The organism is Streptomyces ossamyceticus (assembly GCF_001418475.1).
In the GTDB taxonomy this organism is placed as follows: domain Bacteria; phylum Actinomycetota; class Actinomycetes; order Streptomycetales; family Streptomycetaceae; genus Streptomyces; species Streptomyces ossamyceticus.
The window spans coordinates 1-23,382 of record NZ_LIQX01000251.1; the positions used below are offsets into that span (position 1 = coordinate 1).

Annotated in this window: 18 protein-coding genes and 1 pseudogene; 12 read left to right on the plus strand and 7 right to left on the minus strand. The window is 73.7% G+C overall.

Features of this window, described 5'->3' with window-relative positions; translation table 11 throughout:
* The coding region (locus AOK15_RS19450; protein WP_107099449.1) for a serine hydrolase domain-containing protein at positions 1–1,079 on the plus strand (1,079 nt) is incomplete at its 5' end.
* A gap of 192 nt (positions 1,080–1,271) precedes the next feature.
* On the opposite strand, the gene AOK15_RS19455 is transcribed toward AOK15_RS19450, so the two are convergent.
* On the minus strand, positions 1,272–1,781 hold the full coding sequence (locus AOK15_RS19455) for a GNAT family N-acetyltransferase (protein ID WP_055518536.1): 510 nt from the start codon (positions 1,779–1,781) through the stop codon (positions 1,272–1,274).
* Between the two features lie 177 nt (positions 1,782–1,958).
* Between AOK15_RS19455 and AOK15_RS19460 the strand changes: the two genes are divergently transcribed.
* Positions 1,959–2,918: a serine hydrolase gene (locus tag AOK15_RS19460; RefSeq protein ID WP_055518538.1), complete on the plus strand. Its 960-nt coding sequence runs from the start codon at positions 1,959–1,961 to the stop codon at positions 2,916–2,918.
* A gap of 95 nt (positions 2,919–3,013) precedes the next feature.
* On the opposite strand, the gene helR is transcribed toward AOK15_RS19460, so the two are convergent.
* Genes helR through AOK15_RS19470 form a run of 3 tightly spaced genes read right to left on the minus strand, consistent with a single transcriptional unit; the run spans position 3,014 to position 5,786 of the window.
* A complete protein-coding gene (gene helR / locus AOK15_RS19465) occupies positions 3,014–5,185 on the minus strand; it encodes an RNA polymerase recycling motor ATPase HelR (protein ID WP_055518539.1) in 2,172 nt (723 codons plus the stop codon).
* Positions 5,186–5,244: 59 nt separating this feature from the next.
* Entirely contained in the window at positions 5,245–5,394 is a 150-nt protein-coding gene (locus tag AOK15_RS45100) for a hypothetical protein (protein ID WP_157870308.1), read from the minus strand.
* Positions 5,385–5,786: a hypothetical protein gene (locus AOK15_RS19470; protein WP_055518541.1), complete on the minus strand. Its 402-nt coding sequence runs from the start codon at positions 5,784–5,786 to the stop codon at positions 5,385–5,387. Before AOK15_RS19470 ends, AOK15_RS45100 begins: the two co-directional genes overlap by 10 nt.
* 311 nt (positions 5,787–6,097) lie before the next feature.
* Here AOK15_RS19470 and AOK15_RS19475 point away from each other — a divergent pair, with 311 nt between their 5' ends.
* The 10 genes and pseudogenes from AOK15_RS19475 (at position 6,098) to AOK15_RS19515 (ending at position 18,047) form a co-directional block, all read left to right on the plus strand.
* The gene (locus AOK15_RS19475) at positions 6,098–7,150 is read left to right on the plus strand and encodes an esterase-like activity of phytase family protein (protein ID WP_055518543.1); all 1,053 of its coding nucleotides are present in this window, start codon (positions 6,098–6,100) and stop codon (positions 7,148–7,150) included.
* Between the two features lie 209 nt (positions 7,151–7,359).
* The gene (locus AOK15_RS19480; RefSeq protein WP_055518559.1) at positions 7,360–7,902 is read left to right on the plus strand and encodes an RNA polymerase sigma factor; all 543 of its coding nucleotides are present in this window, start codon (positions 7,360–7,362) and stop codon (positions 7,900–7,902) included.
* Positions 7,899–8,196, plus strand: a 298-nt coding sequence (locus AOK15_RS46995; protein ID WP_420876931.1) for a zf-HC2 domain-containing protein, incomplete at its 3' end; no start/stop codon positions are given. The genes AOK15_RS19480 and AOK15_RS46995, both read left to right, overlap by 4 nt.
* Before the next feature lie 2 nt (positions 8,197–8,198).
* A pseudogene (locus AOK15_RS47000) lies at positions 8,199–8,701 on the plus strand (zf-HC2 domain-containing protein); the annotation flags it as partial.
* Positions 8,698–9,564: an ABC transporter ATP-binding protein gene (locus AOK15_RS19490; RefSeq protein ID WP_055518545.1), complete on the plus strand. Its 867-nt coding sequence runs from the start codon at positions 8,698–8,700 to the stop codon at positions 9,562–9,564. The pseudogene AOK15_RS47000 and the gene AOK15_RS19490, both read left to right, overlap by 4 nt.
* Entirely contained in the window at positions 9,561–11,087 is a 1,527-nt protein-coding gene (locus AOK15_RS19495) for a hypothetical protein (RefSeq protein ID WP_055518547.1), read from the plus strand. Before AOK15_RS19490 ends, AOK15_RS19495 begins: the two co-directional genes overlap by 4 nt.
* Positions 11,078–11,818, plus strand: a complete 741-nt coding sequence (locus AOK15_RS19500; protein WP_205632175.1) for an ABC transporter — start codon at positions 11,078–11,080, stop codon at positions 11,816–11,818. The genes AOK15_RS19495 and AOK15_RS19500 overlap by 10 nt, the downstream gene beginning before the upstream one ends.
* A 276-nt stretch (positions 11,819–12,094) precedes the next feature.
* Complete coding sequence (locus AOK15_RS19505; protein WP_055518560.1) at positions 12,095–15,862, plus strand: ABC transporter ATP-binding protein; 3,768 nt, start codon at positions 12,095–12,097, stop codon at positions 15,860–15,862.
* A gap of 164 nt (positions 15,863–16,026) precedes the next feature.
* Positions 16,027–16,437, plus strand: a complete 411-nt coding sequence (locus AOK15_RS19510) for a hypothetical protein (protein ID WP_240508503.1) — start codon at positions 16,027–16,029, stop codon at positions 16,435–16,437.
* 179 nt (positions 16,438–16,616) lie between these two features.
* Positions 16,617–18,047: a S28 family serine protease gene (locus AOK15_RS19515; RefSeq protein WP_055518549.1), complete on the plus strand. Its 1,431-nt coding sequence runs from the start codon at positions 16,617–16,619 to the stop codon at positions 18,045–18,047.
* Between the two features lie 88 nt (positions 18,048–18,135).
* Here the strand turns inward: AOK15_RS19515 and AOK15_RS19520 are convergent, their stop codons facing one another.
* From AOK15_RS19520 to AOK15_RS19530, 3 genes are all read right to left on the minus strand, one after another.
* Complete coding sequence (locus tag AOK15_RS19520; protein ID WP_055518554.1) at positions 18,136–20,496, minus strand: protein kinase domain-containing protein; 2,361 nt, start codon at positions 20,494–20,496, stop codon at positions 18,136–18,138.
* Positions 20,497–20,634: 138 nt separating this feature from the next.
* Entirely contained in the window at positions 20,635–21,303 is a 669-nt protein-coding gene (locus AOK15_RS19525) for a hypothetical protein (protein WP_055518563.1), read from the minus strand.
* A 176-nt stretch (positions 21,304–21,479) separates the two neighbouring features.
* Positions 21,480–23,279 (minus strand): glycoside hydrolase family 3 protein, encoded by a 1,800-nt coding sequence (locus tag AOK15_RS19530; protein ID WP_055518556.1) that lies wholly within the window; start codon positions 23,277–23,279, stop codon positions 21,480–21,482.
* Positions 23,280–23,382 lie beyond the last annotated feature (103 nt).

The window sequence follows — 23,382 nt, forward strand, 5'->3', positions numbered from 1 at the left end:
CCGCCGTCCTGCTCGCCGCCACGCTCACCGGGGTCTCGGCCCCGATCGCCGCTGCCCGGCAACCCGACCCCGTGCAAAGGCAGTTGGATCTGCTCGTCGAGCGGGACGGCGTGCCCGGCGTCCTCGCCCACGAGGGGAGGACGACCCGCCGGGCCGGGGTCGCGGACACGGCGTCGGGGCGGCCCATGGTCGGGTCCGCGGGCCGGTTCCGGATGGCCAGCAACACCAAGGCGTTCACGGCGACGGCGGTGATGCGCCTCGTCGCCGACGGGCGGGTACGGCTCGGCGACCGGGTGGGCGCCCACCTGCCGCAGCTCGCCCGACGCGACATCACCGTACGGCAGTTGCTGATGCAGACCAGCGGACTGCCGGAGTACACCACGCTCGTCGACTGGAGCAGACCCGGCACCGAGGAGGAGTACCTGGCCCTCGCCCTGGCGGAGGAGCCCGTCTTCCCGCCGGGCACCGACTGGGGGTACTCCAACACCAACTACCTGGTGCTCGGCATGCTGATCGACAAGGTCTCCGGCACTGACTACCGCATGTACGTCGAGCGCACGATCCTGCGCCCGCTGCACCTGGACCACACCTACTGGCCCGCGCCCGGCGAACTGACCCTGCGCGGACCGCACGCCCGCAACTACGGCATCCATCCCGCGCACCCCGAGGCCGGCCGGGTCGACGTGACCGAACTGCCGGGGTACGAGTTCGGCGCGTCCGGCGGGCTCGTCACCACCCCCGGCGACCTCAACGCCTTCTGGGACGGCCTGTTCGGGGGCCGGCTCCTGCCCCGCTGGGCGGTGCGTCTGATGACCTCCGACACCAGCGACGTCGGCGGCCGCGACGTCTACCCGCAGGGCAGCCGCTACGGCTACGGCGTCGCCTCCATCCCCCTCAGCTGCGGCGGCGCCTACTGGGGCCACGGCGGCGACCTCCCCGGCAGCTCGGTCGCCGGGGGGCGGGCCACGGGCGGCCGGGGCACCGTGACCGTCTACACCACCACCTGGGCGGCGGCGGGCGACAGTCTCCGTCATCTCCAGGGCGCGGTGGACGCGGCCCTCTGCACCGGGGACCGCTGAGCGGGCCTGGGGAGCGAGAGGTTCCTGCGGGTGCGGGTGCGGGTGCGGGTGCGGGTGCGGGTGCGGGTGCGGGTGGTTCGTGGTTCCCGCGTCCCGGAGAAGCGGCCGGGGCCGCGCCGCCCCGTGCCTCGCACGCGCCGCCACGGCGCTCGCGTGCGGGGGCGATGGTGCGACGCCCCCGCACGCGCCCGGTCAGATGCCGAACGGTGCCGCGTAGTGCACGGTGCCGCTCGGCAGGGGGTGCGCGGGGTCGAGGGCGAGGGCCATCAGGGCCTCGTCGGGGACGTCGACGGTCAGGCGGATGCCGTGCAGGGAGGCGCGGCCGAAGCCGAACCGGGGGTAGTACTCCGGGTGGCCCAGGACGACGACGAAGCGTTCACCCATCGACGTGGCGGCCCGCAGCGCGGCCCGGACGGCCGCCGCCCCCGCCCCGGTCTTCTGACGGTCCGGCAGGACGGCCACCGGGGCCAGGCACAGTGCCGGAGTGCTGTCGACATGGCAGCGGGTCAGCAGCGCGTGGCCGACGACCGAGCCGTCGTCCCCGGTGGCGACGATCGACAGGCCGTCGATCCAGCCGGCGTCGGCGCGCAGCGCCTCGACGAGGTCGGCCTCCTCGGGCCGCCCGAACGCCGCCAGATGGACGGCATGGACGGCGGGGATGTCCGCGTCGGTCTCGGCGCGCGTGGTCCACGACTGGGGCATGGCGGGTGGATGTCCGTTTCGTCGGCGTTCAGGGGGGTGTCGCCCCGGGACGCTAGCACCGGCCGCGAACCGGTGCCGGAAATTACGAACTGACGTACAACTTTCGGTCATTCTCGCGAGTCGAGTGGGGTGAACGTGCCACGAGTGCGTTCGCTGTCACTCAAGGGGGAAACCTTAATGACTCACCGGATGTCCCGGACGGGCCGGACGGGCCGGACGTCCCGCGCGACCCGTGTGCTCGCCACGGGTGCGGGGGTCGGTCTGCTCGTACCGCTGGCCGTCGCTCTCGCGCCGAACGCGGTCGCCGCACCGCCGCCGGTCACCTGCACCTCGGACAAGGCGGGGCTGGCCGCGAAGCTCCAGAAGGACATCGCGGCGGCGGTGGCCAAGCGCAAGGGCACGATGGCTGTCGGGGTCTACGACCGGACCACCAACACCACCTGCACCCTGCGCGGCAGTTCCGCCTACGACTCGGCCAGCGTGGTGAAGGTGACCGTGCTCGCGGCGCTCCTGTGGGACGCCAAGAAGACCGACCGGTTCCTCACCGACCGCGAGACCAAGCTCGCCACCGCGATGATCACCAAGTCCGACAACGCCGCCACCAGCACGCTGTGGAAGCAGCTCGGCATGACCAAGATCAAGGGCTTCCTGGCGGCCGCCAAGATGACCCAGACCAAGCCCGGCGCGAACAACTACTGGGGCCTCACCCAGATCACGGTCCGCGACGAGCAGCGGCTGCTCGCGCTCCTGGCCGAGAAGAACACCGTCCTCAGCGACAACGCCCGCGCCTACGTCCTGAAGCTGATGAACCAGGTCGTCTCCTCGCAGCGCTGGGGCACCCCGGCCGGGGCCCCGTCCTCGGTGAAGGTGCACGTCAAGAACGGCTGGCTGTCGCGGGCCACGCACGGCTGGCGGGTGCACTCCGTCGGCGTGTTCCAGGGCGGGGGCCGTGACTACCGCATCACCGTCCTCACCCACGGCAACCCCGACATGACGTACGGCGTGAACAGCATCCAGGCCGTCGCCAAGGTCATCCACAAGGACCTGGTGCCCGTGACCAGCGCGGCGAGCGCGCAGCGTTACGTGCCGACCAGCGAGCCCAAGGAGGCGTTCCCGGCGGTGCCGCCGGCCGGCTGATCCGGCGCCCGGCCGGCCGGCGGACACCCGCCGGCCGGTGTCGGCCCGCCCGCCGTCGACGTCCGACCAGCGTCGACGGCGGGCCGGGGCGGGCGTCAGCCGCTCGTCAGGACGACGAGTCGCCGCGTCGCCCGGGTCATCGCCACATAGTGGTCCACCGCTCCCTCGATGCCGGTGCCGAAGTCCTGCGGGTCGACGAGGACGACCAGGTCGAACTCCAGGCCCTTCGCCAGCTCGGGCGTCAGGGAGCGGACCCGTGAGGTCGCCCGGAACGAGGGATCGCCGATGACACAGGCGATCCCTTCTCCCTGTGCGGCGAGCCACTCGTCGAGGATCGCGTCCCGCCGCTCGACGGACCCGTGCAGGACGGGCACGCCGCCGCCGCGGATGGACGTCGGGACGTTGGCGTCCGGCAGCGCCGCCCGGATGACCGGCTCGGCCTCCGCCATGATCTCCGCCGGGGTCCGGTAGTTGATGCTCAGGGAGGCCAGCGCGACGCGGTCGAGACCGACCCGCTCCAGCCTCTCCCGCCACGACTCCGTGAACCCGTGCCGGGCCTGCGCCCGGTCACCGACGATGGTGAAGCTCCGCGACGGGCAGCGCAGCAGCAGCATCTGCCACTCCGCGTCGGTCAGTTCCTGCGCCTCGTCCACCACGATGTGCGCGAACGGGCCGGCCAGCAGATCCGGGTCGGCGGTGGGCACCTCGGACTCGTCGACCAGGCTCACCCGCGCGTCCGGACCCCGCAACATCACCACCAGGCCCTCCCCGTCGTCCCCGTCGGCGCCGGAGACGGCCGCCGCCTCGATCAGGTTGTCGACGACCTGCTCCATACGGACGCGCTGCGCGGCGAGGACGGCCTCCCGGCGGCGCCTGCGCCGGGCGGTCTCCGGGTCGCCGAGCCGCTGCCGGGCCGCGTCGAGGAGCGGCAGGTCGGACACCGTCCACGCCTGCGGGTCTCCCGCCCGCCGCAGCCTCCGTACGTCGTCGGGCCCGAGCCAGGGCGCGCACCTGCGCAGATAGGCGGGTACCGTCCACAGGTCCGCGACCAGGTCGGCCGCCTCGATCAGCGGCCACGCGTGGTCGAAGGCGGCCAGCAGGTCCCGGTCCCGCGCCAGCGCCTTCCTCAGCGGGTCGGACGAGGTCCCGTCGTCGTGCCTGTCCACCAGGATCGTGAGGAGTTCGTCCCAGACCTGCTCGCGGGCCTCGTTGTGCGGGGTGCCGGGCTCTGCCGCCGCGAAGGCCTCGGCCCAGTCGTCGGGGCTCACCCACACGTCCGACCAGGGGGTCTCGACCAGCAGCCCTTCGGTGGGCGGCTCCTCGTAGAACCGGACGGCCTCCTCGATGGCCCGCACCAGGTCGGCGGACGCCTTCAGCCGGGCCGCCTCCGGGTCGGCCTCGGTCCCGGCGTCGGCGCCCTCGGCGACCAGGTCCCGCAGCACGCAGATCTGCACCCCCTCCTCGCCGAGGCTCGGCAGGACGTCGGCGACGTACGACAGGTAGGGCCGGTGCGGGCCGACGAAGAGGATGCCGCCGCGGCGGTGGTCGACACGGGGGTCGGCGTGCAGGAGGTAGGCGGAGCGGTGCAGGGCGACGACCGTCTTGCCGGTGCCGGGGCCGCCGTCGACGACGAGGGCGCCCCGTGAGTTCGCGCGGATGACGGCGTCCTGGTCGGCCTGGATGGTGCCGAGGACGTCCCGCATCCGCTCCGACCGGTTGCCGGCGAGACTGGCGATGAACGCGGACTGGTCGTCGAGCGCGGCGTGCCCCTCGAAACCGTCCGGGGTGAACACCTCGTCCCAGTAGTCGCTGATCCGGCCGTCCGTCCAGCGGTACCTGCGGCGGCTCGCCAGCCCCATCGGGTGGGCGTGGGTCGCCCCGAAGAACGGCTCCGCCGCGGGGGACCGCCAGTCGACGAGCAGCCGGCGGCCCGTGCTGTCCGTGAGGCCGAGCCGTCCGACGTAGACGGGGTCGGCGCCGTCCGCGCCGACCATACGGCCGAGGCACAGGTCCAGGCCGAAGCGGCGCAGGGTGCGCAGCCGGGCGCTCAGCCGGTGGATCTCCGCGTCCCGGTCCATCGCCTGCCTGCCCGTGCCGCCCGGCGCCCTGCGCTCGGCGGCGAGACGGGCGGACACCTCGGCGATCGTCTGCTCCAGGCACTCCGCGACGGCCGACAGATGCCGCTCGTCACCGGCGATCAGCGCCGGGTCGGCCTTGGCGGCGAGACGCTCGGGAAGGTCGAACGCGCTGGTGGACAGGGAATTCACGGCGACTGACTCCGATCTGGGGCGGACCCGGGTGTGCGGCAAGGGCGTGGGGAGACGGCTCACGCGGACCCGGGGGGCGAGCCCGCGTCGGTCCCGTCGGTCCCGGCGGCCCCGTCGAGCAGCAGCCGCGCGGCCGCCGTCGTGCCGTCGGTGCGGACGGTGGCGGCGACCGCCTCGGCCCGCCGGCCGGTCTCGTGGGTCAGGGCCACCTCCAGCGCCGCCGACAGGGACGCGTACGTGGGGGCGGGGCCGTCGTGGGCCGCGCCGATGCCCAGGTCGGCCAGTGCGGCGACGGCAGCCCCAGCGAATGGAAGCCTGCGTACACATAGCGCAGGCCGTGCCGCTCGGCGACCGACGGGGCGCCGGCCGGTATCAGCCCGGTCGCCACCAGCGCGTCGCACCCCTCGGCCGCCGGGCCGACCTTCTCGAAGTGCTCGGTGACCAGGGCGGGCGCCAGCCGGAACGCGTCCCCCGCGGTCGGCGGTTTCGCCCCCACCGTCGGGGCGCGCACCGATGGACCGAAGGGCACGTGCGGGACGCCGACCCTGGCCAGCAGCTCCGCGAACTCCCCGTCCGGGGGCGCGCACCACCGCCTCGGCACCGAGTTCCCGCAGCCGCACCGCGAGTCCCGCCAGTGGCTCCACGTCCCCGCGCGATCCGTACGACATCAACAGCACACGCATGAACTGCTCCCCGTTTTCCCGTCGACCACGGCTTCGGCCGGTGATTGTGCGGGACGGAGGGGGCCTTGCCGCAAGGCCCCCCATGCGCTATACGTTGAGAGTGGCAAGGAGTACGTGACTCCTTGCCTTCGCTGTTTCCGGCGCTGTTTCCGCGGCCCGCGACGGACGGATCCGGCCGATTCACGGGGAGTCCACCTCGACGGCATCGAGCCGCCCTACGGTGACCGCCATGCGCCCGACATCCCCTTCGCCGACCCGCCTGCGGACCGTGCTGGCCGCCGCCACCGCCGGTCTCGCCGCGGCCGCCTGTCTCACCGCCGCAGGACCGGCGAACGCCCAGGCCGCCAGGGCTTGTTCGCCCGCCGTGTCCCTCGCCGGCTTCTCCGACGCCCTCGACAAGACGACGTACGAGGACGCCTTCGTCGGCAACTTCTCCGCCCTCGCCACCGACACCGACGGCTCCCTCCTCGCGCTCTCCGACCGCTCCGCCCTCTTCGCCCTCGACGCCCGCACCCTCAGGCCGAGTGCCGTCGTGCCGCTGGCCACCGACACCGGTGCCGCGCTCGACGCCGAGGGCCTCGCCGTCGACCGGGACGGCACCCGGCTGGTCGCCTCGGAGACCGAGCCGTCCGTACGCCGGTACGACCGCACGGGCCGCCCGCTGGGCGGTCTGCCGGTGCCCGACGCGCTGAGGGTCGCCCCCGCAGGGCGGGCCACCGCCAACCAGACCTTCGAGGGGCTCACCCTCCTGCCCGGCGGCCGCATCCTGCTCGCCACCATGGAGGAGGCGCTCGCCGGCGACACCACCGACGTCGTCCGCTTCCAGACCTGGCGGCGGCACGGCGGCGGCCGGGACTTCCGGCTCGGCGCCCAGTACGGCTACCGCGCCGACACCGGCCTCGGCGTCGTGGAGGCCGCCGGGCTGCCCGGCGGGCGGCTGCTCGTCCTGGAACGCGGCTTCACCGCGGGCGTCGGCAACACCGTCCGTCTCTATCTCGCCGACACCCGCCGGGCCACCGACACCAGCGGCGTCGCCGTCCTCACCGGAGACGACGACGGCGTACGGCTCGTCCGCAAGACCCTCCTCGCCGACCTCGTGGACTGCCCGAGCCTCGGCGCCACCGCGAAGCAGCCGCAGCCCAACCCGCTGCTCGACAACATCGAGGGCATGACGGTCACCGGGCGCCACGGCGGCCGCCTGGACGTGCTGCTCGTCAGCGACGACAACCAGAACGCCGTCCAGACGACCCGCTTCTACGCGCTGCGGGTCCGCCTGCGCTGAACCGCCCGGCCGTCGCCGCCACCCGTTCCCGCCGCCGTCCCCGCCGTCGGTTCCTGCCGTCGACCCGGCACCGTTCCTGCCGTCAGGTCCCGCCGTCCGCTGCCTGCCGAGGGGCCCCGCCGTACACGTCGGCGGGGCCCCTCGGCCGTACGGGGAGATCCGGCGTGAACCGTTGGGGCACCCTCGTCCGATGAGGGGGTGTGAGCGACATGAAGCGGGGGAGTCCGGGCGACGCCGAGCTGATGCGGGCCGTCGCGGACGGCGACCGTCGCGCCTTCGAGGAGCTGTACCGCCACTACGCGCCATGGCTCGTGCTGCGGCTGCGCGGGCGGTGCGCCGATCCGGTGCTGGTCGACGACGTGGTCCAGGAGACGTTCCTCGACGTGTGGCGGGGAGCGGCTCGCTACCACCGGGAGGGCGACGTGGCGGGCTGGCTGTGGCGGATCGGGTCGCGCCGGCTGGTGGACGCGCTGCGCGGCGACGGCGCCCGCGGCCGGCTGCGGCAGGCGCTGGCCCGGCTGCGCCACCGCGACGAGGCGTCCGCCGAGGAACAGGTGCTGGCCCGGGTCCGCCACGGCGACCTGGCGGGCTCGCTCGCCGCGCTCTCGCCGGAACTGCGGGCGGTGCTCCAGGCCACGGTCATCGACGGACTGACGACCCGTGAGGCGGCCGTCCTGCTGGGCATCCCGCCCGGCACGGTCAAGACCCGGGCCATGCGCGCCCGGAAGCAACTGCGGGAGGGCCTGGCATGAGCTGGCACACGGACGACGCGGACCTGCGGGAGTACGCCGCCGGAGCGCTGGCGCCACCCCGGCTGTGGTCCGTCGAGACCCATCTCGCCGCCTGCGCCGACTGCCGGACGGCACTCGGGTCCCATGTCCCGCCCGCCGCCACCGACTTGGGCTGGGCGCGGCTCGACGCCGAACTCGACGCCCCGCGCCCCGGCCCCGTGGAGTCGCTGCTGATCCGGTTCGGGGTCGCCGACCACACCGCGCGGCTGCTCGCGGCGACCCCGCTGCTGCGCGGCTCCTGGCTCGGCGCCGTGGNNCGGCGCCGCTGCTGCCGCTGGCGGGGGTGGCCCTGTCCTTCGGGCCCGGCCTCGACCCGATGTACGAGACGGCCGTCGTCGCGCCGATGCACACCTTCCGGCTGCTGATGGTGCGGACCGTCGCCGTGCTCGCCACGACGACGCTGCTGAGCGCGCTGGCGAGCCTGGCGCTGCCGTCGCTCGGCCTCGCGTCGCTCGGCTGGCTGCTGCCGGCCCTCGCGCTGACCTCGACCGGCGTCGCCCTGACCGCCCGGCTGGGGCCCGTCCTCGCGCCCGCGCTGGTCGGTGGCGCCTGGGCCGCCCTGGTGGCGCTGAGCCGCCTGCTGGCCTCCGGCACACCGCTGCCCTTCACCGCCGAGGGCCAGGGCGGGGCGGCGGCGGTCGCCGTGGCGGCGACGGCGCTGCTGGTGGCGGCACGTGACCGCTTCGACAGCGGGGCCCTGCCCGGCCCGTCCCTCCGATCCTCGCGAACCCTTCGATCCGCAGCCAGGAGGCTGTCATGACACGACCCACGGTCTCGGCCGCCGGCCTGACCCTGAGCTACCGCGGCACCAGGGCCGTCGACGAGGTGACGCTGCGCCTCACCGAGGGCGTCACCGGCCTGCTCGGACCGAACGGCGCGGGCAAGACGACGCTGCTGCGGATCCTCGCCACGGCGACCGTGCCGGACAACGGCGCGTTCACGGTGCTCGGCCACGACCCGAGCACCGTCACCGGCCGTCAGGACGCCCGCCGGGTCCTCGGCTATCTGCCGCAGAACCCCGGCTTCCACCCGGACTTCACCGCCTTCGAGTTCGTCGACTACGTGGCCGTCCTCAAGGAGCTGACGGACCGGCGGACCCGGCACGCCGAGGCCCGCCGGGTCCTCGACGCGGTCGGGCTCGCGGACGTGCGCGGAAAGCGGATCCGGAAACTCTCCGGCGGCATGAAGCAGCGCGTGGCGCTGGCCGCCGCCCTGGTCGGCGACCCCGGCTTCCTCGTCCTGGACGAACCCACGGTCGGCCTGGACCCGGAGCAGCGGATGCGGTTCAGGGAGCTGATCGCGGAGGCCGGTGAGGGCCGCACGGTCCTGCTGTCCACCCACCAGACGGAGGACGTGGCGATGCTGTGCCACCGGGTGGTCGTCATGGACCAGGGGCGGGTGCGGTTCGACGGCACCCCGGCCGAGCTGACGGCGGTGGCCGACGGCCGGGTGTGGCGCAGCGCGGAGCGGCAGCCGGGAGCCCGGGCAGGCTGGCGCACCGGCACCGGCGAGTTCCGCAACGTCGGGGACCCGCCGGAGGGCGCCCGGCTGGTCGAGCCGACGCTGGAGGACGGCTATCTGCTGGCCCTCGGCGGCGACCCGGTGGCGGGGGTGGCGGCATGACGGCCCTGACCCGGACCCCGGTCACCGTGCCCGCGCCTTCGTCGGCCCACGACGGTCTGCGGGCGGTGCTCGCGCTGGCCCGCGTGGAGGCGCGGCGTCTGCTGCTGCACCCCCTCGTGCTGGCCTCGCTGGCGGGGTACCTGGCGCTGCTGCTGTGGCCGGGCGGCGAGCCCGAGGACGCCTACCCGGTGCTCCAGGACGTCGACCGCGAGACCCAGTTCGGCCAGCTGCTGGTGGGGCTCGCGGTGATGATCGCCGCGAACCTGGGGGTGCTGCGCTCCCACCGGCGGGGCACCGACGGCTCCTTCGCGGTGCTGGTGGTGCAGCCGTGGCGGCGGACCTGCGCGCATGTCCTGTCGGTGGTGCCGACGGTGCTCGTCGGGGCGCTGATCGTGGCCGGGCAGTTCACCGCCGAGGCGCTGAAACCCGGCGCGGTCGGCCACGGCTCGGTGTTCGAGCTGGTGACCGGGCCGCTGTTGATCCTGCTGCTCGCCGTCCTCGGCGTCCTGCTGGGCCGGCTGATCCGGTCGTCGTTCGTGGCCCCGCTCGCCGCGGTCGCCGTCATCGCCCTCGCCTTCGTCTTCGTGGCCGACTCCGGCAGTTCGGCCTGGCTGCGCGGTCTGACACCCGTCCTCTTCGACGAGGGCGCCCGACCGCTGCCGTCCGCCCTGCTGGGGCGGCCCGCGGGGTGGCACGCCCTGTACCTGCTGGCGCTGGCCGTGCTGGCTGCGGCGGGCGCGGTCCGGGCGAGCGGCGGCCGGACCAGGGCCGTACGGGCCACCGCGCTCACGGCGCTCGGAGCGGTCCTGGCCGCCGTCGTGCTCCAGGGCACGGCACCCTCGGACGCGGTGCGCGAGGCACGCGAGGTGGCGACCCGTGATCCGGCCGAGGTGCAGGACTGCGAGCGGCGCGGGCCGACTACGTACTGCGCCTTCCCCGAGTTCACGCCCTGGATCGACGAGTGGGCCCGGGTCACGGACCGCGTGCGGTCGCTGGCGGGCGGGCCCCGCACCCGACAGGACCTGACCGTACGGCAGAGGGTCGACGCCCTCGGCGGACCGTCGGGTGTCCGGGAGCTCTCGCCCGGCGCGCCCGGCGAGTTGACGGCGAGCACGGCCTGGGGTGGGGAACGTGAACTGGAGTTCGCGGCGAGCGTGGCCCGGGGGCTGGTCGTCGGGCACGAGCGGTACGCGGGGGCGTACTGCGACGCGCGGGGCGTGCTGATGGTGTGGCTGGCGATCCACGCGACCCGCGACGGCGAAGCCCTGTTCGTCGAGACCGGGAACGCCTACAACAGTCCCGGTGTGATCCAGGCGCCGGTCACCGCGATCGCCCTGCGGGACCGCGAACTCGCCGTCGTCGAGCGGCTGCTCGCCCTGCCGCCGGAGCGGGTGGGACGCGCGGTGCGGGCGCACTGGGCGGAGCTGTCCGCGGCCGGTACGACCACCGACCGTGCCGCCGCCCTGCTGGGCGTCACCGCCCCGGCCGAGACGGCAGCCGACCGGGAGTGGATGTGCGCGTGAGAGGGCGGGCGGCGGTGGTGGCGGCCCTGACACGGCCCACGGTGCGGTCCCTGCCGTGGAGGCTGCTCGCGGGCGGCTGGGCCCTGGGGGTGGTCGTCGCCGCCGTGCCGGCCCTGTTCTCGCTGGACCTCCCGGCCGCGGCTCTGGCCGACGTGGTGCGGGCGGCGGCCCTGTGCGGGGCGGTCGGCACGGCGTTCGCGCTGGACGACCCGGCCCGGCACACCACCGGGGCCGTCCCCGTGCCGCGCCCGCTGCGGCAGACGCTGCGGGTGGCGGTGGTCGGGCTCGCGGGCGCGGTCTGGTGGGCGGCGGTCCTCGGCGCCGTACGGGCGGGCGCCGACGCCGCGTCCTGGGGCGTGCTGCCCGCCGGGGCCCTCACGGTCGAGGCCGCGGCGCTGTCCGGGCTGGCGCTGGCGCTCGCCGGGGCGGCGGTCCGGTTCAGCGCGGTCCGGCTGCCCGGCCCGGCGGTCGCCGCCGCGCTGCCGGCGCTCCCGGTCGCGGCAGCGGTTTTCCTCCCGTACGAGCACGCGCTGTTCGTGCCCCCCGGCGACCCGCGCTGGGCGGACGCCCACACGCTGTGGGCCGGGATCCTGGCGGTCACGCTCGCCGTGTGGGCGGCGTGCGGCCCGGAACCGCGCCGCCGGGTGCGCGGAGCGCCGGGGCGCGGCGGTGGCGTGCCGAAGCGGGGCGGCGGCCGCACACGCCGGGCGATCGCCCGCAACCTGGGCTGAGGGCTCAAAGACGGAGGGCGCAGTCGAACACCGCGGTGCCCCTCCGAGACCGCTCTCCAAGATTTGTGCCAGAGCCCGGTCGGGGGAGCGGATGGTGGCCGGACCAGGACGGGGGCCAGAGCGCCGGGTCAGACCTTCTTGCCGGGTCAGTGCGTGAGGGCGGCGGGGCCCGTGTCGCGCCGGGATGAAAACCGCACCCCACGGCGTTGGAGCCTTCCGGACGTACCCGTACGACGAGGAGGGCACCGCGTGGCCGCGCGACAGGGGGAGGACCGGATGGGAGAGCCGGCGACGAAAACGGAGCCGGAGCGGGGGGAGCGGGCGTCCGGGTGGGCGCGTCGGCTCGCCGCGTACGCCTGGCGGTACCCCAAGGACGTCGTCCTCGCCCTCGGCTCGTCCCTCGCCGGCATGGCCGTGATGGCCGTCGTCCCCCTGATCACCAAGGTGATCATCGACGACGTCATCGGGGACAAGACCCGCGCCATGATGCCCTGGGCCGGCGCCCTCATCGCAGCGGCCGCCCTCGTCTACGTCTTCACCTACATCCGCCGCTACTACGGCGGCCGCCTCGCCCTCGACGTGCAGCACGACCTCCGCACGGAGATGTTCGGCACGATCACCCGGCTCGACGGGCGCCGTCAGGACGAGCTGTCCACGGGGCAGGTCGTCGGCCGGGCCACCAGCGACCTCCAGCTCATCCAGGGCCTGCTCTTCATGCTGCCGATGACCATCGGCAACCTCCTGCTGTTCCTGATCTCCCTCGTCGTCATGGCGTGGCTGTCCATCCCGCTCACCCTGGTCGCGCTGGCCGTCGCCCCCGCCCTGTGGTGGATCGCCATCCGCAGCCGCGCCCGGCTGCACCCCGCCACCTGGTACGCCCAGGCCCAGGCCGCCGCCGTCGCGGGCGTCGTCGACGGCGCCGTCAGCGGCGTACGCGTGGTGAAGGGGTTCGGGCAGGAGGAACAGGAGACCGGGAAGCTGCGCGACGTGGGCCGGCGGCTGTTCGCCGGGCGGCTGCGCACCATCCGGTTCAACTCGAAGTACACCCCCGCCCTCCAGGCCGTCCCCGCGCTCGGCCAGGTCGCCATGCTGGCGCTCGGCGGCTGGCTCGCCGTGCGCGGGCACATCACGCTCGGCACCTTCGTCGCCTTCTCGACGTACCTCGCCCAGCTGGTCGGCCCCGTCCGGATGCTCGCCATGGTCCTCACCGTCGGCCAGCAGGCCCGCGCCGGCACCGAGCGGGTGCTGGAGCTGATCGACACCGAGCCGACGCTCACCGAGGGCACGAAGACGCTGCCCGCCGACGCGCCCGCGACCGTCGAGTTCGACGACGTGTCGTTCGGCTACGAGGACGGCCGCCCCGTGCTGGACGGGCTGAGCTTCGAGATCCGGCCCGGCGAGACCCTCGCCGTCGTCGGCTCCTCCGGATCCGGCAAGTCCACCGTCTCGCTGCTGCTGCCCCGCTTCTACGACGTGAGCCGCGGCGCCGTCCTCATCGGCGGCCACGACGTCCGCGAGCTGACCCTCGACTCGCTGCGCGCCGCGATCGGCCTGGTCCCCGAGGACTCCTTCCTCTTCTCCGACACCGTCCGCAACAACATCGCCTACGGCCGCCCCGACGCCACCGACGAGCAGATCGAGGCCGCCGCCCGCGCCGCCCAGGCGGACCGTTTCATCGCCGAGCTGCCCGAGGGCTACGCCACCAAGGTCGGCGAACACGGCCTGACCCTCTCCGGCGGCCAGCGCCAGCGCGTCGCCCTGGCCCGCGCCATCCTCACCGACCCCCGGCTGCTGGTCCTCGACGACGCGACCTCAGCGGTGGACGCCCGTGTCGAGCACGAGATCCACGAGGCCCTCACCCACGTCATGGAGGGCCGCACCACCCTCCTCATCGCCCACCGCCGCTCCACCCTGAACCTCGCCGACCGCATCGCCGTCCTCGACCGGGGCCGCCTCGCCGACATCGGCACCCACGAGGAGCTGGAGCGCCGCTCCGCCCTGTACCGGCGGCTGCTCACCGACCCCGACGAGCTGGGCGGCGTCTCACCCGGCCACCTCCCGAGGACGCCCGCCGCCGAGGACGACGGACGCGACTCGATGGGGGCCGCGATAAGGGACGAGCTGGACGCCGAGTTCGACGCCGAGCGCGGCATCACGCCCCGGCTGTGGACCGGCGACCGGGAGCCCCGGGACGCCGCCTTCGCCGGCACCCCCGCCACCCCCGAGCTCCTCGCCCAGGTCGAGGCGCTGCCCCCGGCGCGGGACACCCCGGACATCGACGAGGCCCGCGCGGTCGCCCCGGAGCGCTCGTACGGCCTGAAGCGGCTGCTGCGCGGCTTCGGACTGCCACTGTTGCTGAGCCTGGCCCTGGTCGCCGTCGACGCCGGGATGGGTCTGCTGCTGCCGGTCCTGATCCGGCACGGCATCGACGAGGGCGTCTCCCAGGCCGTCCTCGGCGGGGTGTGGGCCGCGTCCCTACTGGCCCTGCTCTCGGTCCTCGTCCAGTGGGCGGCCCAGGTCGGCGAGACCCGGATGACCGGCCGTACCGGCGAACGCGTCCTGTACTCGCTCCGGCTGAAGATCTTCGCCCAGCTCCAGCGGCTCGGACTCGACTACTACGAGCGGGAGCTGACCGGCCGGATCATGACCCGGATGACGACCGACGTGGACGCCCTGTCGACGTTCCTCCAGACCGGCCTGGTCACCGCGTTCGTCTCCGTCGTCACCTTCTTCGGCATCATGGTCGCCCTGATCGTGATCGACGTGCAGCTCGCCCTGGTCGTGTTCGCGACGCTCCCGCCGCTGATCTTCTGCACGTTCTTCTTCCGCCGGGCGAGCGTGAAGGCGTACGAACTCGCCCGTGAGCGGGTCTCCGTCGTCAACGCCGACCTCCAGGAGTCGGTGGCCGGACTGCGGATCGTGCAGGCGTTCCGGCGCGAGCGCGCGGGCGGCGAGCGGTTCGCGGCCGGCAGCGCCGCCTACCGCGAGGCCCGGGTGCGCGGCCAGTGGCTGATCTCCGTGTACTTCCCGTTCGTGCAGCTGCTGTCGTCCGTCGCGGCCGCCGCGGTGCTCATCGTGGGCGGCCGGCGGGTCGACGCCGGCACCCTGACCACCGGCGCCCTGGTGGCGTACCTGCTCTACATCGACCTGTTCTTCGCCCCCGTCCAGCAGCTCTCCCAGGTCTTCGACGGCTACCAGCAGGCCACCGTCTCCCTGGGCCGCATCCAGGAACTGCTCCAGGAGCCGACGTCCACGAAGTCCGCCGCCGAACCCCTGGAGGTGCGGTCGCTGCGCGGCGACATCGCCTTCGAGGGCGTGGACTTCCGGTACGGGGGCTCCACGGGCGAGGAAGCGGCCCTCAGCGGCGTCTCCCTGCGGATCCCGGCCGGGCAGACCGTCGCCTTCGTCGGCGAGACCGGCGCCGGGAAGTCCACCCTCGTCAAGCTGGTCGCCCGTTTCTACGACCCCACCGGCGGCCGGGTCACCGTCGACGGCACCGATCTGCGCACCCTCGACCTCGCCTCGTACCGGCACCGGCTGGGCGTCGTCCCGCAGGAGGCGTACCTCTTCCAGGGCACCGTCAGGGACGCCATCGCCTACGGGCGGCCCGACGCCACCGACGCCGAGGTGGAGGCCGCCGCGCGGGCCGTCGGCGCCCACGACATGATCGCCACCCTCGACGGCGGCTACCTCCACGAGGTCGCCGAACGCGGCCGCAACCTCTCCGCGGGCCAGCGCCAGCTGATCGCCCTGGCGCGGGCCGAGCTGGTGAACCCGGACGTCCTGCTGCTGGACGAGGCGACGGCGGCCCTCGACCTGGCCACCGAGGCCCAGGTCAACCAGGCCACCGACCGGCTCGCCGGCCGCCGCACCACGCTCGTCGTCGCCCACCGCCTCACCACCGCCGCCCGCGCCGACCGCGTCGTCGTCATGGACCACGGCCGGGTCGCCGAGGACGGCACCCACGACGAACTCCTCGCCCTCGACGGACAGTACGCGCGGCTCTGGCGGACCTTCGTGGGCGAGCCGGCGATGAAGGCGTAGGCGAGCCGACGGCGGACGAGTCGGCGAAGGAGTCGACCGAGTCGGCGAAGGAGTCGACGAAGGCGTGGGCGACCGCCGCCGGTTTTTCCCTCCTGTCGCGCAACCGTTCGGTACCTCTCGTGCGTCCGAATATCAGTACGGTTCTGCGGTTGGAGGGACAGTCGGTGAGCAGGGGTGCGAAGGGCACGATCCGTCGGCCGCTGGCGCTCGCGCTGGCCGTACTGACCCTGGCCGGGCTGCTGGCCCTGGCCGGCCCCGCGGGCAGCGCGACGGCGGCCTCGTCCTGCGCCGGCCGCAAGGTGCGGACCCTGACCTTCGACGCCGGGACCGTGCACGTGTACCGCAAGGGCGGCCGGTACGTGTGTGCCGTGCTCGTGCCCCGCAAGCAGGTCATGGGCAAGGGCGGGTGGAAGGCCCGCAAGGGCACCATCCGCATCCGGGCGTGGGCCGGGCAGTGGGTGCGGAACAAGCAGCACCCGGCGGGCCCGGTCACCGTGCACGCGGGCCGGCGCCCCGTGTGCGTGCACGCGCGGGTCGGCTCCGTGCGCTACACCTCGGGCTGGATCCTGCGCTGACCGCCGGCCCCCGCCCTCGCCGCAGCCCTCACCGCCGGGGCCGGGGCCGGGCGCACAGGGTTTTCCCTATCTCCGCCATCTGTGCCTGAAAGCAGTCCAGTTGGCCCCTTTCTTCCCTGGTGCCCCGGCGGTCGCTCCGATAGCTTCCGGCGCACAGCCGTTCCATAGGGGAGAGACGCATGCGCAAAGCGCTCAGGTGGGTGCTGTCGCTCGTGGTGCTCATAGGCACTCTGAGCACGGCGGGCGCGGCCACCGCCGCACAGCCGGACACCACCGACATCAAGGACCGACTGCTCGCGATACCGGGTGTGAGCCTCATCGAGGAGAAGCCGTACCCGGGTTACCGCTTCTTCGTCCTCAACTTCACGCAGCCGGTCGACCACCGCCACCCGGCCAAGGGCACCTTCCAGCAGCGGATCACCGTCCTGCACAAGGACACCAGCCGCCCGACGGTGTTCTACACCGGCGGCTACAACGTCTCCACGACCCCGAGCCGCCGCGAGCCCACGCAGATCGTGGACGGCAACCAGGTCTCCATGGAGTACCGCTTCTTCACGCCGTCCCGTCCGGCCCCGGCCGACTGGACCAAGCTCGACATCTGGCAGGCCGCCAGCGACCAGCACCGCATCTTCAAGGCGTTCAAGAAGATCTACGGCAAGAAGTGGCTCTCCACGGGCGGCTCCAAGGGCGGGATGACCGCCACGTACTACGAGCGCTTCTACCCGAAGGACATGGACGGCGTCGTCGCCTACGTCGCCCCCAACGACGTGGTGAACAAGGAGGACTCGGCGTACGACCGGTTCTTCGCCAAGGTCGGCACCAAGGAGTGCCGCGACCGGCTGAACGCGGTGCAGCGCGAGGCGCTGGTGCGCCGTGAGCCGCTGGAGAAGAAGTACGCGGAGTTCGCCGCCGCCGAGAACCTCACCTTCACCACCATCGGCAGCCTCGACAAGGCGTACGAGGCCACCGTCCTCGACTACGTGTGGGGCTTCTGGCAGTACAGCCTGCTCGCCGACTGCGACGGCGACACCATCCCGAAGGACGCCAAGGCCGCCACGGACGACGAGATCTGGAACTCGATCGACGCGATCTCCGGCTTCTCCGCCTACGCCGACCAGGGCCTGGAGCCGTACACGCCGTACTACTACCAGGCGGGCACGCAGCTCGGCGCGCCGACCATCAAGTTCCCGCACATCGAGAAGAAGTACATCCGCTACGGCTACCAGCCGCCGCGGAACTTCGTCCCGCGTGACATCAAGATGAAGTTCCAGCCGCACGCCATGCGTGACGTCGACACCTGGGTCCGCAACAACGCCCGCCACATGCTCTTCGTGTACGGCGAGAACGACCCGTGGGGCGCCGAGCCGTTCCACCTCGGCAAGAAGGCCCGTGACTCGTACGTCTTCACGGCCCCCGGCGCCAACCACGGCGCCCGCGTCGACGGCCTCGTCGCGTCGCAGAAGGCCCTCGCCACGGCCCGCATCCTGAAGTGGGCGGGCGTCGCCCCGGCCGCGGTCCAGCAGGACGCGAGCAAGGCGAAGCCGCTCGCGAAGTTCGACGGCAAGCTCGACAAGCGTGACGTCGAGCGCGAGATGACGCTGCGTCCGTAAGCGTCCCGCGCCGCGGACTTGAGCCCCGGTGCCGCCCGGCGGCGGCACCGGGGCTCACCCGTGTCCGGTGTCCGGCTGCCCCGGAGGCTCAGGTGGCCTCGGTGTCCACGGCCACCCAGCCGGCCTTAGTGGAGGGCGCGTAGAGGATGCCGCCGGCGACGAGGGGTTCGGTGTCGAGGCCGATGTCGAAGTCGCTGTCGTCGTCGAGGTACGGCAGGCTGTGCCGGTACAGCAGCTTGCCGGTGCGCGCGTCGAAGGCGGCGGCGCCCTGCCCGTTGACGACGTAGACCCGGTCGCCGGCCTGGATCGGCGGCGCGTCGGTATGGCCCTTGCTGGGGATCGGCACCCGCCACAGCTCCTTGCGCCGGGCCGCGTCGACGGAGACCAGTTCGCCGCCCGTGGCGGTCGGCGCCACGTACATGACCCGGCCCGGTGTCACCGACAGCTCGGGTCCGGCCTGGCCGGCGCCCAAGGCCGCTCCGGCCTCCGTGCGGGTCACCTCGGCACCCTTGGTCAGTTCCATGCGGAGCACCCCCTGGCCCGACGGCGCCGAGTACTTGTCCACGGCGACGCAGTACAACCGCGGCTTGCCGTCCTCCTCCAGCAGTGCCTCCGTGCCGGGCGAGCAGACCGCGGGCAGTTTGAAGGAGTCGAGGCGCCTACCGCTGTCCTTGTCGAGGACGGTGACGTAGTCGTCGCCGATCTCGGTGTCCTTGGTGGTGAACACATAGAACCGGTCGCCCAGCACCCGCTGCCCGACCGTGCCGCTCCTGCTGGGGAAATGGGAGCCCTCGACCCAGGGCTTGGTGCCCGTACGCGCGTCGACGGAGTACACCGTGCCGTCCTCGGTGAGCGAGTACACCCGCTCGCCGTCGCTCATCAGACGGTCGGCGAGCACCGCCGTGGCATAGCGCCACTTCACGGAGCCGTCGGCGAGCGAGAGGCCCACGAGGCGGTCGCCGACGTTGACGACCGCGATGTCGCCCACGACGACCGGGCTGTTCTGGCTGCCGTACGTCGAGACCTTGCTGTTGCGCCACAGCTCCTTGCCGGTGGCCGCGTCGATCCGGACGGCCCGGTCGCCGAGGCACACCAGGGACGAGTCGGCGTACACGCAGTCGCTGTTCTGGAGGTTGTACTGCCACTGCCGCCAGCCGTCCGGGCGGCGCTCGGGGCTGTCGTGGTACGCGTACGAGAAGTTGGGGGAGCCGGACTGCGCCGCGATGTACTCGGCGGAGCCCTTCGGCTGGCTCGTCACGGTACGCGCGCGAGTCGTGGGACGGGTCCCCGTGCCCTCCCCGCCCGCGCGGAACTCGTACACCAGCCCACCCGCGATCGTGCTCACCGCCACGACCGCCGCAGCCACGGTCAGCATCCGGCGGCGGCGTCCGCGGCGCGGCGGGGGCGTCGGGACGCGGCCCAGGTCCGTCGTCACGGAGCCCATGTCCGTGGCGTCGGAGGCGGTGTCGGCGTCCGCTCCGGCGTCGGACGCGGTGTCCCCCCGCGCGCCCGCGTCCGTGGCGCTGTCGCTGTCGCTGTCGCTGTCGGTCGCCGCGTCCGCGTCGGGGGCCGGGCTCGCGGCCGGCGGGGTCGCGGGCCCCTCCAGGGTGCCCGGGTACGTGTCGGCCAGCAGGGAGAGCAGCTCCGCCGCGTCGGGGCGGTCGTCCGGCTCCTTGGCCAGGCAGCGCTCCACCGTCGGCCGCAGCCAGCCCGGCAGGGCGTCCAGCTTCGGCGGCTCGTGCACGAGTTGGTACACCAGCGTGTACACGTCCGTCGCGTCGAACGGCACCCGGCCGCTCGCCGCGTACGTCAGCATCGAGCCCAGCGAGAAGATGTCGCTGCGCGGCCCGACGTCCTTCTGGGCGCGTATCTGCTCCGGCGACATGAACGGCGGGGTGCCGATCGTGACGCCGGTCCCGGTCAGGCCGGGGGCCGTGAGCACGGCGTCGTCGGCCGCGCGCACGATGCCGAAGTCGATGACCCGGGGCCCGTCGTCGGCCAGCAGCACATTGCCCGGCTTGAGGTCCCGGTGCACGATCCCGACGCGGTGGATGTCCCGCAACGCCTCCGCGAGCCCGGTCGCGAGACGGTACAGCTCCTCGTCGGTGAGGGCGGGCCCTTTGGTGACCCGTTCGTCGAGCGGCTGCCCCGGCACGAAGAGGGTCGCCATCCAGGGCGGGTCGGCGTCCGGGTCGGCGTCCACGACGGGCGCGGTGAAGGCGCCGCTGACCTGCCGGGCGGCGGTCACTTCACGCCGGAAACGGCCGCGGAAGTCGGGCTGGTGGGCGAGGTTGCCGCGGATCACCTTCACGGCGACCTGGCGGCCCGAGGGCGATGTGCCGAGGTAGACGTGGCCCATGCCGCCGGAGCCGAGGTGGGAGTCGATGCGGTAGCCGGGGATGTCCGGCAGCTCCTCGTTGCCCGGAGCGCCCTGGGCTTCCTGGGCCATCGTCCCCCCACCGTCGTCGTACGGACCGTCAACCGCAAACGGATGATATCGATCCGGCCTGCGGCCGTTCGGAGGGGTGTTCGATCTGGGGGGTCGTCAACGGTGCGCGCGGCGCCGGGTGTTCAGACGGTCCGGTGTTCAGACGGGCCGGGCGCAGCCCACCGGCCTGCTGCCGCCCAACTGCACGTACAGGTCGGTGGAGACGGGGCACTGGGTCCTCTTCTCGACGGCGGCCGTGACCCGGTACTCCGGGGCGGGCCCGCCGTCGCCGTCGGCGTCGGTGTCGCAGGCGGTCTCGCGGACCTCGCCGCGCCCCGCGCCGTAGACGCAGTCGCCGACGATGGTGCGGGGTCCTCCGCCGCCGCCGGGGTCGCCCGGGTGCGGCGGTTGGAGCTTGCGCATGCAGGCGTAGCCCTGCGGCACCGAGCCGTCGCCGTCCTCGTCCGCGCCGGGGGCGGGCCGCGACTCGCTGATGTGGAGGACGAAGTCGGTGGTCGCCGGGCACGGAGGGCCCTGCGGGACCGTTCCGTCGTGGCGGGCGACGACGCGGGCGGCGGCCCGCTCGCTGGCGCAGGGCACCTCGGTGAAGCTGGTCGTCCCGAAGGAGCTGCACTCGTCGATGCCGAGGAACACGGTCCCGTACCCGGCGGGCCGGGTGGGCGCGGTGGTCGTCGTCCGCTCCTCGGGTTCCGGACCCGAACCGGCCGGCCAGATCTGGCAGCCGGACAGCAGCGACACGGCCAGTACGGCGGCCGCGGCGAGCCCGGCCGCCGGACGCACCCCTCCGGCGCGGCGCACCCCTCGCATGATCACCCCCCGACGTACGCGTCCAGCGTGGCCCGGCGGCGCCGGGCCTTGCCCGGCATACCGGGCGCATTGCGTACGTTGCGGGGGGTGTGCGAGGAACGCGGCGTAGGTTCCGTACGTCAGGGCCCGTACGCCGGGATCCAGCGTGCGGGACTCCGCATGTCGGGCCCTGTCGGTCAGGACTTGTAGCTCAGCCCGTGTCCGATGGCGTACAGCACCCGGGTGGGGTCGTCGGCCCGCTGCACCGGCACCGGCAGCCGTCCGCGCGGCGCGACCCGCCCGGCCAGCACCCGGGCGGCGGCCCGCACTTCGACGTCCGTCCACGAGTACGCGGCCAGATACCCCTTCACCTGCGGCAGTTGCGCCACGTCGTAGGGGTTGCGGAGCGCCACCGCGACCACCGGGACCCCGGTGGCGAGGAGCCGCTCGACCAAGGTCCGCTGGGTGCTGCCCGCCGTCACGTTGTACGTCCCCACGACCACCGCGTCCTTGCCGCGCGCCGCCGCGACCGCCTGGTCGATCAGGGCCTGCGTGGGCGCCGTACCGGTGGGCAGCCGGCTCGTGGTGAAGCCGAGGGAGGCGAGTTCGGCGGCGAGGACGGCCGTCGGTGGGCCCGTGGTGCCTGACGGGGACGCCGGGTCGGCGCCCACCACCAGCACCTTCTTGTGCGTACGCCGGGACAGCGGGAGCAGCGAGCCCTCGTTGACCAGCAGGGTCGTGGTCCGCTCGGCGATCCGGTCGGCGGTGTCGAGATGCCGCCGGACGCCCACCACCCGGTCGACGCCCGCGGCGGTGACGTACGGCTTGTCGAGGAGCCCCAGCTTCGCCTTGAGCCGCAGGATCCGCAGCACCGAGCGGTCGAGGCGGGCCTCGGTCAGCTGCCCGGCGCGCACGGCGTTCAGGACCGCGTTCCACGCGACGTCCAGCGAGGGCGGGTTGAGGAGCTGGTCGACTCCGGCCTTCAGCGCCAGCACCGGCACCTGGTCGTCGCCGTACTTCTCCCGTACGCCCTGCATACCGAGCGAGTCGGTGACCACGACCCCGTCGTAGCCGAGCCGTTCGCGCAGGATGCCGGTGAGGATGGGGCGGGAGAGGGTGGCCGGGTCACCGGACGGGTCGAGGGCCGGGACCATGATGTGCGCGGTCATGATCGAGTCGATGCCGGCCCGGATCGCCGCCCTGAACGGCGGGGCGTCGAGGGTCTCCCACTGCTGCCGGGTGTGCTCGATGACGGGGAAGCCGTAGTGGCTGTCGACGGCCGTGTCCCCGTGCCCCGGGAAGTGCTTGGCGGTCGCCGCGACCCCGGACCCCTGATACCCCTTCACCTGCGCGGCGACCAGCCCGGCGACGGCGGTCGGGTCGGCGCCGAAGGAGCGGACGCCGATGACCGGGTTGGCCGGGTTGACGTTCACGTCGGCGACGGGCGCGTAGTCCTGGCGGATGCCGAGCGCGCGGAGTTCGGCCCCGCCGATCCGCCCGGCCTCGCGGGCGTCGGTCGGAGAGCCTCCCGCGCCGAGGGCCATCGCGCCCGGCAGCAGCGTCGCCGGCTTGCCGACGCGGGCCACGATGCCGTGCTCCTGGTCGGTGGAGATCAGCACGGGGAGGCCGCGCGGCAGCTTGAGGGAGGCCTTCTGGATGCCGTTCGACAGCGCGGCGATCTGGTGCGGGTCGCGGGTGTTGTGCGCCCAGGAGAAGTAGATGATCCCGCCGACCCGGTACTTCGCCACCAGCTCGGCGGCCGTCCGCACGCCGATCTCCTGGAGGTTGGCGTCGATGTCGGCCTGGTCGGGTCTGGTCGCTGAATGGCCGTAGACCCGCATCACGAACAGCTGGCCGACCTTCTCTTTCAGCGTCATACGGGAGACGAGGCGGCGCAGCGCCTTGTCGTCGGGTCCGGCGGCCTGTGCGGTGGGGCCGGCGGCCAGGGCCGCGGTGACGCCCGCCGAGGCGGCGAGGACGGTACGTCTGGAGGGCACGTGCGCTCCTTCCGGAGAAGATCCACTGAAGGAAACTTCCGAGGAGTCACGAATATCCGGGAAGTTTCTTCCGGTCAAGGGAGCGCACGGGACGGGGTGGGGC

What these genes read in the sequence shown, in the direction of transcription:
- AOK15_RS19455 (WP_055518536.1), bottom strand. Translation starts at nt 1,781, where the DNA reads ATGCCCCAGTCGTGGACCACGCGCGCCGAGACCGACGCGGACATCCCC.
- AOK15_RS19460 (WP_055518538.1), top strand. Translation starts at nt 1,959, where the DNA reads ATGACTCACCGGATGTCCCGGACGGGCCGGACGGGCCGGACGTCCCGC.
- AOK15_RS19475 (WP_055518543.1), top strand. Translation starts at nt 6,098, where the DNA reads ATGCGCCCGACATCCCCTTCGCCGACCCGCCTGCGGACCGTGCTGGCC.
- AOK15_RS19480 (WP_055518559.1), top strand. Translation starts at nt 7,360, where the DNA reads ATGAAGCGGGGGAGTCCGGGCGACGCCGAGCTGATGCGGGCCGTCGCG.
- AOK15_RS19490 (WP_055518545.1), top strand. Translation starts at nt 8,698, where the DNA reads ATGACACGACCCACGGTCTCGGCCGCCGGCCTGACCCTGAGCTACCGC.
- AOK15_RS19495 (WP_055518547.1), top strand. Translation starts at nt 9,561, where the DNA reads ATGACGGCCCTGACCCGGACCCCGGTCACCGTGCCCGCGCCTTCGTCG.
- AOK15_RS19505 (WP_055518560.1), top strand. Translation starts at nt 12,095, where the DNA reads ATGGGAGAGCCGGCGACGAAAACGGAGCCGGAGCGGGGGGAGCGGGCG.
- AOK15_RS19515 (WP_055518549.1), top strand. Translation starts at nt 16,617, where the DNA reads ATGCGCAAAGCGCTCAGGTGGGTGCTGTCGCTCGTGGTGCTCATAGGC.
- AOK15_RS19520 (WP_055518554.1), bottom strand. Translation starts at nt 20,496, where the DNA reads ATGGCCCAGGAAGCCCAGGGCGCTCCGGGCAACGAGGAGCTGCCGGAC.
- AOK15_RS19525 (WP_055518563.1), bottom strand. Translation starts at nt 21,303, where the DNA reads ATGCGAGGGGTGCGCCGCGCCGGAGGGGTGCGTCCGGCGGCCGGGCTC.